Annotated in this window: 14 protein-coding genes; all 14 read right to left on the reverse strand. The window is 52.0% G+C overall.

What is annotated here, in order from left to right; all coding sequences use genetic code 11:
* Positions 1-74: 74 nt before the first annotated feature.
* Positions 75-833: a class I SAM-dependent DNA methyltransferase gene (locus NSB25_RS05880; RefSeq protein WP_103238680.1), complete on the reverse strand. Its 759-nt coding sequence runs from the start codon at positions 831-833 to the stop codon at positions 75-77.
* A gap of 167 nt (positions 834-1,000) precedes the next feature.
* Positions 1,001-2,212, reverse strand: coding sequence for an adenosylmethionine--8-amino-7-oxononanoate transaminase (gene bioA / locus NSB25_RS05885; RefSeq protein WP_103238679.1), 1,212 nt, complete (start codon positions 2,210-2,212; stop codon positions 1,001-1,003).
* Between the two features lie 72 nt (positions 2,213-2,284).
* Complete coding sequence (gene bioD / locus NSB25_RS05890) at positions 2,285-2,971, reverse strand: dethiobiotin synthase (RefSeq protein ID WP_103238678.1); 687 nt, start codon at positions 2,969-2,971, stop codon at positions 2,285-2,287.
* Positions 2,964-3,938 carry a biotin synthase BioB gene (gene bioB, locus NSB25_RS05895; protein ID WP_103238677.1) on the reverse strand — a complete coding sequence of 325 codons (975 nt, stop codon included), beginning with the start codon at positions 3,936-3,938 and terminating at the stop codon, positions 2,964-2,966. The genes bioD and bioB overlap by 8 nt, the downstream gene beginning before the upstream one ends.
* Positions 3,939-3,998: 60 nt before the next feature.
* Positions 3,999-5,162 carry an 8-amino-7-oxononanoate synthase gene (bioF, locus tag NSB25_RS05900; protein WP_103238676.1) on the reverse strand — a complete coding sequence of 388 codons (1,164 nt, stop codon included), beginning with the start codon at positions 5,160-5,162 and terminating at the stop codon, positions 3,999-4,001.
* Positions 5,163-5,180: 18 nt separating this feature from the next.
* Positions 5,181-5,909 carry a 6-carboxyhexanoate--CoA ligase gene (locus NSB25_RS05905; RefSeq protein ID WP_103238721.1) on the reverse strand — a complete coding sequence of 243 codons (729 nt, stop codon included), beginning with the start codon at positions 5,907-5,909 and terminating at the stop codon, positions 5,181-5,183.
* A gap of 83 nt (positions 5,910-5,992) precedes the next feature.
* Positions 5,993-6,475 carry a hypothetical protein gene (locus NSB25_RS05910; RefSeq protein WP_103238675.1) on the reverse strand — a complete coding sequence of 161 codons (483 nt, stop codon included), beginning with the start codon at positions 6,473-6,475 and terminating at the stop codon, positions 5,993-5,995.
* Positions 6,476-6,724: 249 nt separating this feature from the next.
* Positions 6,725-7,360 carry an RNA polymerase sporulation sigma factor SigK gene (sigK, locus tag NSB25_RS05915; RefSeq protein ID WP_103238673.1) on the reverse strand — a complete coding sequence of 212 codons (636 nt, stop codon included), beginning with the start codon at positions 7,358-7,360 and terminating at the stop codon, positions 6,725-6,727.
* A gap of 91 nt (positions 7,361-7,451) precedes the next feature.
* Positions 7,452-8,036: a glycerol-3-phosphate responsive antiterminator gene (locus NSB25_RS05920; protein ID WP_103238672.1), complete on the reverse strand. Its 585-nt coding sequence runs from the start codon at positions 8,034-8,036 to the stop codon at positions 7,452-7,454.
* A gap of 1 nt (position 8,037) precedes the next feature.
* A complete protein-coding gene (locus tag NSB25_RS05925) occupies positions 8,038-8,409 on the reverse strand; it encodes a DUF1667 domain-containing protein (RefSeq protein WP_242982331.1) in 372 nt (123 codons plus the stop codon).
* 72 nt (positions 8,410-8,481) lie between these two features.
* Positions 8,482-9,729: an NAD(P)/FAD-dependent oxidoreductase gene (locus NSB25_RS05930; RefSeq protein ID WP_103238670.1), complete on the reverse strand. Its 1,248-nt coding sequence runs from the start codon at positions 9,727-9,729 to the stop codon at positions 8,482-8,484.
* The gene (locus NSB25_RS05935) at positions 9,726-11,168 is read right to left on the reverse strand and encodes an NAD(P)/FAD-dependent oxidoreductase (protein ID WP_103238669.1); all 1,443 of its coding nucleotides are present in this window, start codon (positions 11,166-11,168) and stop codon (positions 9,726-9,728) included. Before NSB25_RS05935 ends, NSB25_RS05930 begins: the two co-directional genes overlap by 4 nt.
* A 210-nt stretch (positions 11,169-11,378) precedes the next feature.
* On the reverse strand, positions 11,379-12,659 hold the full coding sequence (gene hemW, locus NSB25_RS05940; RefSeq protein ID WP_103238668.1) for a radical SAM family heme chaperone HemW: 1,281 nt from the start codon (positions 12,657-12,659) through the stop codon (positions 11,379-11,381).
* A 15-nt stretch (positions 12,660-12,674) separates the two neighbouring features.
* The gene (gene lepA, locus NSB25_RS05945) at positions 12,675-14,498 is read right to left on the reverse strand and encodes a translation elongation factor 4 (protein ID WP_172454983.1); all 1,824 of its coding nucleotides are present in this window, start codon (positions 14,496-14,498) and stop codon (positions 12,675-12,677) included.
* Positions 14,499-14,561: the final 63 nt, after the last annotated feature.

Raw genomic sequence — 14,561 nt, forward strand, 5'->3', positions numbered from 1 at the left:
TCCCCTTTTTGACAGCACTGTCTCCACATCCCTATAGTATTATAGTCTCCCTCATTTCTGATTTCAACTCCTTTTTATGGTTTTCTCGCCATCACGCAATACCAGTCTGTATCATCAACAGAAATGTTCGAGATACCGACAGGGAAATTCATGGTTTCAATCTCTTCATATCCCATTTCCTGCAGCTTACTCAGAAGCAGTTTCCTTCTGACGGGAATATAGTGCTCTTCAAACTTCTCATTCTGAAAGATTCTGTTTTCCTTTTCAAAAGTGTACAGAAGGTGAAAAGTCATGGACTCATCTTCGTTATAATCCCATACCTGAATCAGATTAATCCTGGTATCTCCGTCAAAAAACGGATTGTAAAGATAAAATCTCTGTCTTTCTCTCAGAATTTTATCCCAGTTTCTCACATCAAAATACAGATATCCTCCGGGCTTGACCAGCAAATCCATCTGCTCCAGCGTTTTGCACACATCCTCATTGCTCACATAGGGAAGAGAATTCCCTGTGCTGGCCACACAGTCATATTTCCCTGAGAAATGCTCACTCACTGTTCTGAAATCACAGCATGCAAGCTCTAAGCTGAGATTCTTCGCGTCAGCTTTTTCCCGGCATTTCCACAGCATCACTTCGCTTAAATCTGACCCGGATAAACGAACCCCCAGATCTGTCACAGGCAGTGTGACACTGCCTGAACCGATACTCACATCCAGAAATGTTTCTATCTGTCGATTTTTCAGCAGCGTTTCCCAATGTCTTCTGTACACATTATACCTGTATTCATCTTCCAGCAAATCATAAATATCCGCTCTGTCGTATATACTTCCCATACTTTTCCTCCTGATTTAAGTTGCTTATTTATTATATGCCACTGTCATTTTTTTGGTTAAAAAAAATGTCAATATTTGCCTTTCCCAGTATAATACATTTCTGACAAAAAAGCTATATTTCCATTGAAAAAAGCCTGACCCGGGAACCTCCCGAACAGGCTTTCTGATTACGCACGGCAATCTGAGTGAAACCACTCCTTCATCACGCCAAGCACCTGTACCAGTTCTTCCTCCGTTATGACATAAGGCACCATGGCATACAGATAGTTCAGGAACGGCCGGCTGAATACACCCCGCTCAAAAGCGAACTGCTGATAGCCGTTCAGGAACGTCCCCTCCTTCACTTCCACGCAGACGCATCCCCCCATAATCCGCACTTCCCGAATCTGCTCATGAGACAATCCCGCCATCTCCCGCCGTGTAATCTCCTCGATACGATGAATCCTGGCCAGATAGTCACCCTCTTCAAAAAGCTCGATAGATTTCAGTGCCACAGTGCAGGCCAGGGCATTTCCCATAAAAGTAGGACCGTGCATCAGCGCTTTTTCAGGGGCATCTCCATAAAATCCATCATATACCTTATGGTTTGCGATGGTGGCCGCATGTCCGATATATCCTCCGGTCAGCGCCTTGCCCAGCACCAGAATATCCGGCAGCACCAGATCTGCCACAAATCGGTTCCCCGTCCGCCCAAAGCCTGTGGCCACTTCATCGAACACCAGCAGGACACCATATCTGTCGCACAGCTCTCTGGCTCTCCTCAGAAAGTCCACATCGTACATCCGCATGCCACCTGCTCCCTGAAGCAGAGGCTCCACGATAAAGCAGTTCAATTCTTCATGGTAATGTTCGAATGCTTCTTCCAGAGCTGAAATTTCCGTGGGAATGTGAATGACATCTTTTTTCTCCCCATATGCCTCCAGAATAAAGTGGTAATCTTCATCATCTCCCACTTCCATGGTCTTAAATGTATCCCCGTGATAGGCATGAGTCAGAGACAGGACCTTCGTCCTCTTCCAGTCCCCTCTGTTCACATAATATTGCAGGGCCATCTTCAGGGCCACTTCCACTGCCACGCTGCCCGAGTCCGAGAAAAAGCAGTAATCCAGATCTCCCGGCAGCCACTGCGCCAGTTTGTCCGCCAGCTTCCTGACCGGCTCATGAGTGAGTCCACCCAGCATTACATGGGAGAACTGATCCGCCTGGGTCTTGATGGCCTCCGTCAGAACAGGGTGCTTGTAACCGTGGATGACACTCCACCAAGAGGACACGGAGTCTATCACCTTTCGATCTTTCGTATATAAATATACGCCATTCGCATCCAGGATTTCGTATGGCGCTTTCATTGTCTTCATCTGTTGGTATGGATACCAGATCATATTGATACCTTCCTTCTTTTCAATCTCATTTCACTGCCCTGCCGCAGATCTACACCGTATAGATTTCACGCTTCACAATTCGTACAGAGAAGCCAGCGTCTCTTCATCCATGGCAAGGTCCGTCGCTCCCTCCTCCACACAGGCAAGCACCTTCAGTCCTGTCCTGTGTTCGCACATCCGCACATTATCTTCTTCCATCTCATTGCCGGCATGGAAATGATTAAAGATAATACCCTTGAGAGGAATTTCGCGGGAACGCATGTATTCCGCAGTCAGCACCACATTGTTGATGGTGCCAAGCCCCGCGTCGGCAACCAGCAGACAGGACAGATGCAGCCTGGCAATCACATCCTCCAGCCAGATTTCTTCTTCATCGAAACAGACAGGGCAGAGGATACCGCCGCTGCCCTCCATGGTCACATAGTCACAGGCGGCACACACTTCCCGGAATCCTTTCTCCACCACATCCATCCTCACAGGATTTCCTTCCAGCCGCGAAGCCAGATGAGGCGATACTGCGTTCTCATAGATATAGGGGCACATCTGTTCCAGCAACTGGTCAATACCTGAGACGTTCTTCACATGGAGCGCGTCTCCCGGAATCAGTGTGCCGTCTCTCCGGCGTTCATTGCCGCTCATGGCCGCCTTATAGTAGCCGGCACGTCTGCCGCTTTCCTTCAACTTCTTCAATATCAGGCCCGTCACATAGGTCTTGCCCACATCCGTCCCTGTTCCCACAATGAACAATTTTCTACTCATTACAAAGCTTCACCTCAAATCCCAGACTTTCCACCATTTTCCTGTCCGTCTCCACCGTAATCCCCGCCGTGGTCAGCATATCTCCGGAAATAGCGGCATTGGCGCCGCCCCTGAAGCAGGCTTCTCCCTTGTCCCCCAGAAGCCCTCTTCCTCCTGCAAGTCGAATGGAAGCCTCGGGTATCAGAAAACGGAACAAAGCCACACATCGTCTGGCTTCTTCATTGGTCAGCGGCTTTCTGTTCTCCAGCGGCGTCCCTGGAATGGGATTCAGAAAATTGACAGGAACAGACTTCACCCCCAGCTCCCTGGCAGTAAGAATCATGTCAATGCGGTCCTCCATGGTCTCTCCCAGCCCCAGAATCCCTCCGGAGCACACAGAAAGCCCTGCCCTCTTCGCCGCCTTCAGCGTGTTGATTTTCTCCTGGTAAGTGTGTGTAGTACAGATTTTCGGGAAAAAACCTGCGGAAGATTCCAGATTACAGTGAACTCTTGAGGCACCGGCTTCCCTGATTTTCCGAAACTGTACTTCCTCCAGCAGACCGAAGGACACACAGACCTGTATATTGGTTTCTTCTCTGATAACACGGATACTTTCACAGACCTGCTCCACTTCACGGTCTGACAAATTTCTGCCGGATGTGACAACAGAATAGCGAAGCACTCCCTTCGCCTCATTGTGTCTGGCTCCTTCCAGAAGCTTTTCCGTGGGCAGAAGTCCATAGGCTTCCGTACATTTGGCCTGATAGTGGGCGCTCTGGGCGCAATATTTACAGTCTTCCGAGCAGCGGCCGCACTTGCCATTGACAATGGTACAGAGATCAAAGCCCTGTCCGCACTTTTTTCTTCGAATCTCTTCCGCCGCTTCTGCCAGTTCTTCCAGAGGCATCTGCGCCAGAAGCAGTGCTTCTTCTCTGGAAATCTCCCCAAAGGTCAGTGCCTTTTCTTTCAGTTCCTGTACAATACCCATGATGGTACTCTGCTCCTTTCATAGTCCGGAAATCCCGGCTGTAATCTCTCTGTTGCCTTTTCATGTAAGGCAGTTGACTGCCCTCCCTATGGCTGCCGCCGCTGCCGTCAGCTCTTCCTTTGTGTGTGTGGCCATCAGCGCCGCCCGCAGCATGGCCTCTCCTTTCTTCACCGTCGGATAACGAATGGCCGGAATAAAGAACCCCTGCTCCAGCAGTGCTTCGGACACCTGCACGGCCTTTTCTTCTCCTCCGATTCGAATCGGTATAATGGCAGTCTCCGAATGAGCATCTATTCCATTCTTCTGAAGTTCTCTGCAGAACCACCGGATATTCTCCTGAAGTCTGCGCACCCTCCAGGGCTCCTCCTCTATCAGTTCCAGGGCCCGCTTTGCCGCCGCCACGGTCACAGGAGAAAGAGAGGTGGAGAAAATATAGCTTCTTGCCCTGTTCTTCAGATATTCTGTCAGGGTCCGGGAACCACAGACATACCCGCCTTCCGCCCCAATGGCTTTGCTCAGGGTACCCATGAGAATATCGGTCCGTCCTTCCATATGAAAATATTCCTCGCAGCCCCGGCCGGAATTTCCCACCACGCCGGTGGCGTGGGCTTCGTCAATCATGGACAGAAGTCCGTATGTATCTGCCAGCTCCACAAGTCCGGGCAAATCCACCATATCCCCGTCCATGCTGAACACTCCGTCGCTGACAATCAGCCCCGGCTGTCCCGGATGCTCCCGGATCTTCCTTTCCAGGTCCCTCATATCATTGTGTCGGTAAATCACCGTTTCCGCCCGGGACTGCCTGCAGCCGTCGATAATGCTGGCATGGTTCAGCTCATCGCTGTAGATAATATCCCCTCCACGGCACAGAGCGGGAAGAACGCCGCCGTTCGCCGCAAAGCCCGTGTTGAACACCATTGCCGACTCTCTCCCCTTGAAACGGGCCAGAGCCTCCTCCAGCTGTATGTGGCAGACAGTTGTGCCGGTGGTAAGTCTCGAACCGCCGGAGCCTGTGCCGTACTCCGTCAGCACCTGTGCCGCATATGCCTTGATCCGCTCTTCATCACAGAAATCCAGATAGGAGTTGGAAGCCAACATCAGCATATCCCGGTTCCGGTACCGGACATGGGCATGCTGAGAGCTCTCGATAACTCTGATTTCACGGTACAAATGCTGTTCCTGAAGGCTTTGCAGCTCCTCTTCTATTCGTCTCCATTTATTCACTGGTGTATTTCCCCTCTCTTATGGAATATGTACCAGCACTTTCTGCTGCTGAAGATAGCGGATACATTCCTCCCGCTCCCTTTCATTTCCCCGAAATAAAAAAATACGTCCTCCATTGGGACTTCCCATCTCTTTCAGTCTGGTAATGCGCACATAGCCAAATGTGCCGGACGCAATGTAGCCGGTGACATAATCGGGATCGTCGGAAATACACAGCTCTGCAACTATGTTGGGATGACTGACTACCTTTGTGGCCAGAACCAGAGCTTCATTGAAATGGTTTTTGCCGCCGCAGGCAGACTGCCTTTCAGTGTCTTCTGTCTCCATGTCCATATAAGTCGCCCGAATTCCCCGTTCCCTGTCCGGCTCCAGACGCTGCAGTGTATCCGCATCCAGAAGCATGGCTCCCCGCATGGCATAGGTCTGTTTCCAGAGAGCCAGAATCTCTTCCGTCCGCTCCAGCCCCAGCCTGTGCAGATACCCGCGCACCACATCCATCCCTTCCCCGGCATCGGCAGTCTCCACAGTGGTCACATTCAAAGCAAAAAGGTGCAGAATTTCTTCTTCCCTGACAGCTTCAATCTTCAGATTGATAAAGTCCGGCTTTCCCTTACTGTGACGCAGGGCCCGGGCAAGAAGCCGGGAGCAGTACTGTTCCAGCTCTTCTTCCGGAATGATTTTTTCCGCTCCGGATATATGCCCCTCCTCTTTGTTTGAGGCTCTCATTTTGATGCTGTATCGATTCATTTTTCTTCCTCCGGATCTCTTCCATGGCATTTTCTGTCCCCATCCCCGCTCCCGGTAATTGGACAATGCCCTTCTTCCTTTACTTATGCATTTTTCTCTCTACGCACCAGGTGCCTCATCACCGGATACATCACTGACGCTCCCACTGCAGTAAACACCATTCCCGGTGCAGCAGCCGCTGTCAGCGCCAGCGGATTTGTGTCGGAAATGGCGCCCAATACCACTCTGCCGGCCACTGTCCCCAATGGACCGCTGACTGCAATCGTCACAGGATTGACGCCGAAGAGAGAGAGGATGCCGCCTGCCACAAGGCGAAAAATCATTGCGATTGTAACATTCACTATAGTATGAGTCCCCAAAATCAGATTCATCATACTGGCAAGAACGCCGATTTTAAAATATCTCCTGAAGCCGAAACAGGCGGCCAGACACACGGCAAAAGGGGCTGAAAGCTGAAATTCGCAGCCTGGAAGAATGCTGGGAAGTCTGAACATACCCATGACTGCCAACAAAGCTGCCAGCAAAGCAGTCGTGGTCATTTCTCTGATTTTTTCTCTGTTTTTCATAGACACCTCATATGATGGAACAATTTCCGGCTCCCGTTACTCTGAAAGGTAAAGACCATCGGAAAGATTCCGGAACATGCTTTTGATTATAACCGGGAAAAAACAGGTTGTCAACCGATTTGTCCTGATGGTTAACATTAGAGTGCATTAAAAAAGAGACAGATACTGTTTCCGTCTCTTTTTCTGATATTACAGAAACCGTTTTCCGGTCCCTGGAATCACGCCTGCGCATCTGTCCTCTTTCGCCGCCTATCCCTGCTCAAACTTCTCCCGCAGCTTCGAAAGAGCCTTCTTCTCAATCCGGCTCACATAGCTTCTGGATATCCCCAGCTTCTCTCCGATTTCGTTCTGTGTTACCTCCCGGTTTCCGTACAGACCATAGCGCATGATAATAATCTGTCTCTCCCGTTCCGTCAGATTGGCATCTATCAGTGTAAAAAGCCTTTTTATATTTCCGGTCAGTTCCATATTTTCGACAATGTCCGGCTGATTCTGCTCAATCACGTCCACCAGATGAATCTCATTTCCTTCCTTGTCCTGACCGATTGGTTCGAACAGCGATACTTCCCGGGAAGATTTCTTCTTGCCCCGCAGGAACATCAACAGTTCATTTTCAATACACCTGCACGCATAAGTGGCCAGCCGTCCCTTTTTTTCATCAAAGGTCCTGATGGCCTTGATCAGGCCGATACAGCCTATGGAAATGAAATCCTCTATATCCTCGTCCGCACTCTGATATTTTTTGACAATGTGAACCACCAGGCGCAGATTCCGTTCCACCAGTGTCTTCTGTGCCTGTTCGGCCTCCTCAGGGGAGCCATCGCGCAGTAAACGGATGTATTCCGCTTCCTCCTCCTGAGTCAACGGCTTTTGAAACGTCTCCAAATCCTACCCCCACGGATTACTCTTAACATCATTTTATGTGTCAGACTTATCCATGGTGCCTGTCAAAGGAAAACGAAATTTCGGAATATTATCAGTCATCCGCTGTGACATTCTCTGTAAGCCGCGCAAAATTCTTCCACAGTTCCACCTTCGCTGTGGATACAGCAGATGCGCCGGCGGCAAACGCTGCCCGGATTTCCTCCACAGTCTCAATCAGCCCTCCCGCAATCACCGGTGTCCTGCCGGAGACAGCCAGTTTTTCGATGACTTTCGGCAGTAATCCCGGCATCACTTCAATCATATCGGCCCTGGTGGTTTTCAACGTTTCCTCCGCAGTGCGAACGGACTGTGAATCGACCATAAAAAAGCGTTGTACCGTCAGAAGCCCTGTCTCCTTCGCCGGGCGAATCATTCCGGCCCGGGTACTGATAATCCCGTCTGCCCCCTGCTCCCGCACATACTCCAGTCCCGCCGCATCCTTACCGATTCCCTCCACAAGATCCATGTGCAGAAACAGGCGCTTTCCGGCCTGATGCGCACGGTCCGTCCGCTCCTTTACTTTTCGAATACTGGGCATCAGGTCGAAAATCAGCCGGGATTCGCTTGTCAGTGCAGATGCAAAATCGGCATCTGTCCGCACTGCCGCAATCACCGTCGGATGCTTAAAGCGTATCATGTCATTTTCCTCTTTCCATATTTTTCGCCGCGATCAGATTCGCTTCCGTCCCGGCAATATGCTCTATTATAACAGTTCCCACTGTAATTGGCAACCGCACCTTCTGTCGGTTGACTTCTGCCATACAGTCAAAAAGCTTCTCCCTGGGCACAGTACTGTCCGTCCTCACCGGCAGCACTCCGCCGTCCTCCGTGACTGCCGTGGTGGTAAGCACCCGTTCCGGGTGAACGCACTCCTGCTCCGCATATTTCGCTCCCCGTGGGCAGGTGTTTCCCGTAACACTTACCACCTGGCCGTTCTCAATCTCCGCCGTCAGGTCACATCCCATCGGGCAGACAATACAAGTCAGTTCCCGTTTCATACTTCTAACCATACCTTTCCTGCACCTGCCGCCTTTTCGCAGACACAAAACTCCCTATATTTATCCGGCTACATCCTGTCCAGACTAAACCAGACTAAACTCCAGCCGTGATCCACGACATTTCTCCAGCTGTTCTTTTGTCAATGTAAGCGATTCCATCTCACCCGGCTTGACAACAGGCCTTTTTATCGCAAGAATCGTCTCCCCGTCACAGGTAACCCGGACTTCAGCCTTCCGATAGACATTGTCCACTCTGAAATAGACCCTGACATTCCCCTGTCTGTGGGCAATCCGCTGGGGAACCGTATAACGAATTTTCCCATCCGGCACAAGTTCCAGCACATTGTCCGAAGATACTTTTCCGGCAATATATGCCGCTGCGCTTTCTCCCGCCAGCGCGGCCTCCTCCGACACGAAATCCACCAGGTCATGTACATGCAGCACATTTCCGCAGGCGAAGATTCCCGGACAGGATGTCTGCCTTTTTTCATCTACCACCGCTCCGCCGGTTACAGGATCCAGTCGGATACCTGCCTCTTTGGACAGTTCATTTTCCGGAATCAGTCCCACAGACAGCAGCAGCGTATCACAGGATATCTCCTCTTCCGTTCCCGGAATGGGACGCCTTTTTTCGTCTACCTGCGACACGGTGACTCCCGTCAGGCGCTCTTTTCCATGAATGGCTGTCACTGTATGACTGAGCTTCAGCGGAATGTCGAAATCCTTCAGACACTGCTGGATATTCCGCGCCAGACCGCCGGAATAAGGCATCAGCTCACATACTGCCTTCACTTTTGCTCCCTCCAGCGTCATACGGCGGGCCATAATCAATCCGATGTCGCCGGAACCCAGAATCACCACTTCCCGCCCCGGGAGATATCCCATGCAGTTGACGTATTTCTGTGCTGTTCCCGCTGAGAAAATTCCTGCGGGACGGGTGCCGGGAATGTTCAGCGCACCGCGGCTTCTTTCTCTGCACCCCATGGCAAGAATGACTGCCCTCGCCTGAATCTGCGTGACGCCCTCCCGGCTCACCACAGTAATCACTTTCTCCGGCGACACATGCAACACCATACTGCCGCAGCGAATCGCAATATTCCGCTCCGCGGCCATCTTCTCATATTCCCACGCATATTCCGGACCGGTCAGTTCCTTCTGAAAACGGTGCAGTCCGAAGCCGTTGTGAATACACTGCTGTAAAATGCCGCCCGGATGGCTGTCCCGCTCTAAAACCAGTAAATCCCGTACACCGCTGTCGTACGCGGCAACCGCCGCTGCAAGTCCTGCCGGACCGCCACCTATAATGACCAGATCTGCCTGTTCCCGCCTCATGCCTGCTCTCCTCCTTTGGTTCTGCCTATATTCAGATAAGAACCTTTTCCGCTCTTTGTCACCTGTTCAAATGCAATTCCCTGTTCCTCGGCCAGCAACTCCACAATGCGCGGTGAGCAGAAGCCCCCCTGGCACCGTCCCATTCCGCTGCGTGTCCGCCGCTTTACGCTGTCCAGGTCCAGAGCCTGGGGCGCCCGCCGGATAGCCTCCAGAATCTCTCCTTCGCTGACTGTCTCACAGCGGCAGACCATCTTTCCGTACACAGGATGCTCCCGGATATATGCGTCTTTCTCCTCAAGAGAAAGCTCCCGGAACCAGTGGGCTGCTTTACGCCTGGGCTGAAAATCCTCCCGCGGAACTGTCTTCAGTCCCAGACCGCGCAGCAGTTCCACTACATACTCCGCCGCTGCCGGTGACGCGGACAAGCCCGGAGATTCCATACCTGCCGCATGAACCGTACGTTTCCCCCAGGGACGAATGATAAAGTCTCCCGTGCTTCCGGTGGCGCGCAGTCCTGCAAAGGAGGTAATTACCTGTCTGAAAGGAATCCCCTCTGCTTCGCTGCCGGTCTGACTGATGATTTCCGCCAAACCTGCAGCCGTTGTCTCGGCGCTCTCAGGGTCCTCCTGCGCCTCCGCCGTGGGGCCAAGGAGAAGATTTCCATCCACAGTCGGTGTAACCAGAACACCTTTTCCCTTTTTGGTAGGCGTTCTGAACAGAGTATGATGAACCATTCCGCCACACTCCCTGTCCAGCAACAGATATTCTCCCCGCCTGGGGCATATGGAAAAGCTGTCATCACCCAGCATAGCCGCAATTCTGTCGGCAAAGGTACCGGCTGCATTCACCACATACCGGGCCTCCACCTGTCTCCCGTCCGCGGCATGCAGAACCATCGCCTCCTCCGTCTCCTGAATCTTAGTCACCTGGAAATTGCGCAGGAATTCCGCCCCGTTATCCATGGCATTCCCCAATGCCGCTATAGTGAGTTCATAGGGACAGATAATGGCCCCTGTGGGCGCGTGCAGCGCCCAGGTCGCCTGTCTGGATACCCCGGGCTCCGCCTCCCGCAGTTGTTCCTGATTCAGCAGTTCCAGGTCTCTGACACCGTTTTCCTGTCCCTGTCGGTACAATTTCTCCAGGGCTGCTTTATCTTCGTCGTTATACCCCAGCACCAGAGATCCGTTCCGTTTATAGGGCACGCCCAGTTCCTCAGCAATGTGCTCCATCTTCTCTGAGCCCGCCACATTGAGACGCGCCTTCAGCGTCCCCGGCTCCGCGTCAAAGCCCGCATGTACAATTCCGCTGTTGGCCCGGGATGCCCCGGCCGCCCCGTCGTTGGCGCGCTCCACCACACAGACTGACAAACGATTCTTACAAAGCTCCCTGGCCGTCATGGCACCGATAACCCCTGCTCCGATAATTACTACATCTACCATTTTCCTCTCCCGTCCGACAACAGAATTCAATTTTTACAGTGATTCTGCTGTCATAAACAAAAAGACGCACCAAAACAAAAGTCGAAACTTCTGTTTTGATGCGTCTCATCGTCTCTGCATCTTATTGAATTTACCTTAGCACAGCTGTCCTGTTTTGTCAAGTATTTTCAAAATTCTTCATTTCCCGGTATTCTTCACTTCCCGGATGTCTTACAGCAGAAACTGCGCCATCACATAATTGCTTACATCCATTCCTCTGTCTGTCAGCGCCAGGCACACGGCACAGCCGGACACCTTCCCGCTCCCACTGTCCGCGCCCCCGGTTCCGGCATTGTCCGCCTTCCCGGCTCTGTCCCCGCTGTCTCTTAGCATACTGTCGGATCTTCCCGCTGTCCGCTCTGTCCCCATGCGATACCGCAGGAGCCCGTCCCGGATATTTTTCCGGATAACTGCCCCGTACACTTCTTCCGGTCTGCGGCCAAAGAGCGTTTCAAATTCTCCGCAGTCCGTCCCCTCCGTCATCCGAAGCCCCAGGAAGAAGAATTCTTCCATCTGCTCCTGTATGCTCAACTTCTGAATCTCCTCCCGGCATCCAAGTGGATTTGCCAGATAGGCGTTCAGCTGAGAGCCATTCCGGAATCGTACATTTTCCAGCAGAGATGCCGCCCCGATACCGAAGCCGATATAATTTTTCCTTCGCCAGTAGCCGCAGTTGTGACGGCATTCATATCCCTTTTTCGCATAATTGGAAATCTCATAGCGCCGATATCCTTCCCGGGCCAGAATGGCTTTGGTCTCCCGGTACATCACCCTGTCCGTGTCCTCGTCCGGAATATCCAGTTCTCCTTTTTCGCATTTTTCGTAAAAAGGAGTCCCCTCTTCCACAATCAGGCTGTACGCTGATATATGCTCCGGCGGCCGGTTCAGGGAAAGCACCTTCCGCAGACTGTCCCTGTAGACGGAAATGGTCTGACCGGGCAGCGCGCTCATCAGATCCACATTGATATTGTCGAATCCCGCCGCTCTGGCGGCGGCAAAACTTACTTCGAACTCTTCCCAGGTATGAATTCTGCCAATGGCCGCAAGCTCCTCATTGTGAGCGGACTGCAGTCCAATACTCAGGCGGTTGACTCCCGCCTTCCGCAGACGCAGCAGTCCTTCCTCTGATATGGTTCCCGGGTTCACTTCCATGGTTATCTCTGCATCTTCCGCAAGATTGTAATGGCTCATAACTGCCGCCAGCAGCTCTTCCACACACTCCATGGGCACTACAGACGGCGTACCTCCTCCGATAAATATACTGGTAATGTAACACTCTGCATACCGAGAAGCGCTTCCCGCTGTCTCAGCAAGAAGCGCTTTCATATATGCCCGCATGGTCCGCTCATCCCCGGGAGCTGACAGGAAATCACAGTACAGACATTTCTTTACGCAAAAAGGAATATGAAAGTATAATTCCAGTTCTTTTTCCGCACAATATTGTTCTGACATAATTTCTCCAGCCAATCAGTCATCATCCAGCTTCAGCACGCTCAGGAATGCCTTCTGCGGGATCTCCACATTTCCAATCTGACGCATACGCTTTTTGCCTTCCTTCTGCTTCTCCAGCAGCTTCTTCTTACGAGTGATGTCGCCCCCGTAACATTTTGCAAGCACATCCTTGCGCATGGCCTTCACCGTCTCTCTGGCAATCACTTTTCCGCCCACCGCAGCCTGAATGGGAATCTCAAACAGATGCCTGGGAATCTCCTCCTTCAGCTTCCCGCACATCCTTCTCCCCCGCTCATAGGCAGAATCCGCATGCACAATGAACGACAGTGCGTCCACTTCCTCCCGGTTAATCAGAATATCCAGTTTTACAAGCTTTGACTCCTCATACCCCTTCATGTCATAGTCAAAAGAAGCATACCCCCGGGAGCGGGATTTCAGCGCGTCAAAAAAGTCATAAATAATCTCATTCAGCGGAAGCTCATACCGAAGCAGCGCTCTGCCCGCTTCCATATATTCCATCCCCAGGTATCGTCCCCGTCTCTCCTGACAAAGCTCCATTATGGGGCCGATAAACTCGCTGGTCACCATAATCTCCGCGCTGACAATGGGTTCTTCCATGTGCTCAATCACAGAAGGATCCGGCAGATTGGAAGGGTTGGTCAGCTCGATCACCTCTCCGTTGGTCCGGAAAACTTTGTACACAACGCCGGGTGCGGTAGCCACCAAATCCAGGTTGTATTCCCGCTCCAGCCGCTCCTGAATCACCTCCAGGTGCAGCAGTCCCAGGAATCCGCAGCGGAATCCAAAGCCCAGCGCCACTGATGTCTCCGGTTCATACTGCAGCGCCGCGTCATTGAGCTGCAGCTTCTCCAGCGCGTCCCGCAGGTCGGGATATTTTGCGCCGTCCGCCGGATAAAAACCGCAGTAAACCATGGACTGTACCTTCTTATAACCGGGAAGAGGCTCTGCACAGGGGCTTCTGTCATCGGTTACAGTATCACCCACGGCAGTGTCCTTCACATTCTTGATGGAAGCCGTAATGTATCCCACCATTCCTGCAGACAATTCCTCGCAGGGAATAAACTGTCCGGCCCCGAATACCCCCACCTCCACCACTTCTTCTCTGGCTCCTGTGGCCATCATGCGGATCAACGTTCCCCTTTTTACAGTCCCTTCCATAATTCTGCAGAAGATAATAACGCCTTTATATGGATCATAGAGAGAATCAAAAATCAGGGCCTGCAGAGCCGCACCCGGATCCCCTTTGGGCGCCGGAATCTTCTTCACAATCTGTTCCAGCACATCCTCGATGCCCACGCCGTTTTTCGCGGAAATCAGCGGTGCATCCCGGGCCTCCAGCCCGATTACATCCTCGATTTCCTCTATCACGCGCTCCGGCTCCGCGCTGGGCAGATCAATTTTATTAATCACCGGTATCACATCCAGATCATGGTCCAGCGCCAGATAGACATTGGCAAGCGTCTGGGCCTCGATGCCCTGCGCTGCGTCCACCACCAGAATGGCCCCGTCGCAGGCCGCCAGGGAACGGCTGACTTCATAGTTGAAATCCACATGTCCCGGGGTATCTATCAGGTTGAGAATATATTCTTCTCCGTCCTTCGCCTTATATACGGTCCGAACGGCCTGGGCCTTGATGGTAATCCCTCTCTCCCTCTCCAGGTCCATATTGTCCAGTACCTGAGCCTGCATTTCCCTGCTGGTCAGAAGTCCTGTATGCTCGATAATCCGGTCCGCCAGCGTGGACTTGCCGTGATCTATATGTGCCACGATGCAGAAATTGCGGATTTTGGACTGTTCTGTATTCTTTATCGACTCCATAGAAATTCCTCGTTCTTCTCTGAAATTAACCTGTCTGTAAAACAAGTATGATTGTAGCAGAAT

This window comes from Acetatifactor muris, from assembly GCF_024623325.1.
In the GTDB taxonomy this organism is placed as follows: domain Bacteria; phylum Bacillota; class Clostridia; order Lachnospirales; family Lachnospiraceae; genus Acetatifactor; species Acetatifactor muris.

Coding starts and splice junctions, on each gene's coding strand:
- NSB25_RS05880 (WP_103238680.1), bottom strand. CDS start 833: ATGGGAAGTATATACGACAGAGCGGATATTTATGATTTGCTGGAAGAT.
- bioA (WP_103238679.1), bottom strand. CDS start 2,212: ATGATCTGGTATCCATACCAACAGATGAAGACAATGAAAGCGCCATAC.
- bioD (WP_103238678.1), bottom strand. CDS start 2,971: ATGAGTAGAAAATTGTTCATTGTGGGAACAGGGACGGATGTGGGCAAG.
- bioB (WP_103238677.1), bottom strand. CDS start 3,938: ATGGGTATTGTACAGGAACTGAAAGAAAAGGCACTGACCTTTGGGGAG.
- NSB25_RS05905 (WP_103238721.1), bottom strand. CDS start 5,909: ATGAATCGATACAGCATCAAAATGAGAGCCTCAAACAAAGAGGAGGGG.
- NSB25_RS05910 (WP_103238675.1), bottom strand. CDS start 6,475: ATGAAAAACAGAGAAAAAATCAGAGAAATGACCACGACTGCTTTGCTG.
- NSB25_RS05920 (WP_103238672.1), bottom strand. CDS start 8,036: ATGATACGCTTTAAGCATCCGACGGTGATTGCGGCAGTGCGGACAGAT.
- NSB25_RS05925 (WP_242982331.1), bottom strand. CDS start 8,409: ATGGTTAGAAGTATGAAACGGGAACTGACTTGTATTGTCTGCCCGATG.
- NSB25_RS05930 (WP_103238670.1), bottom strand. CDS start 9,729: ATGAGGCGGGAACAGGCAGATCTGGTCATTATAGGTGGCGGTCCGGCA.
- NSB25_RS05935 (WP_103238669.1), bottom strand. CDS start 11,168: ATGGTAGATGTAGTAATTATCGGAGCAGGGGTTATCGGTGCCATGACG.
- hemW (WP_103238668.1), bottom strand. CDS start 12,659: ATGTCAGAACAATATTGTGCGGAAAAAGAACTGGAATTATACTTTCAT.
- lepA (WP_172454983.1), bottom strand. CDS start 14,498: ATGGAGTCGATAAAGAATACAGAACAGTCCAAAATCCGCAATTTCTGC.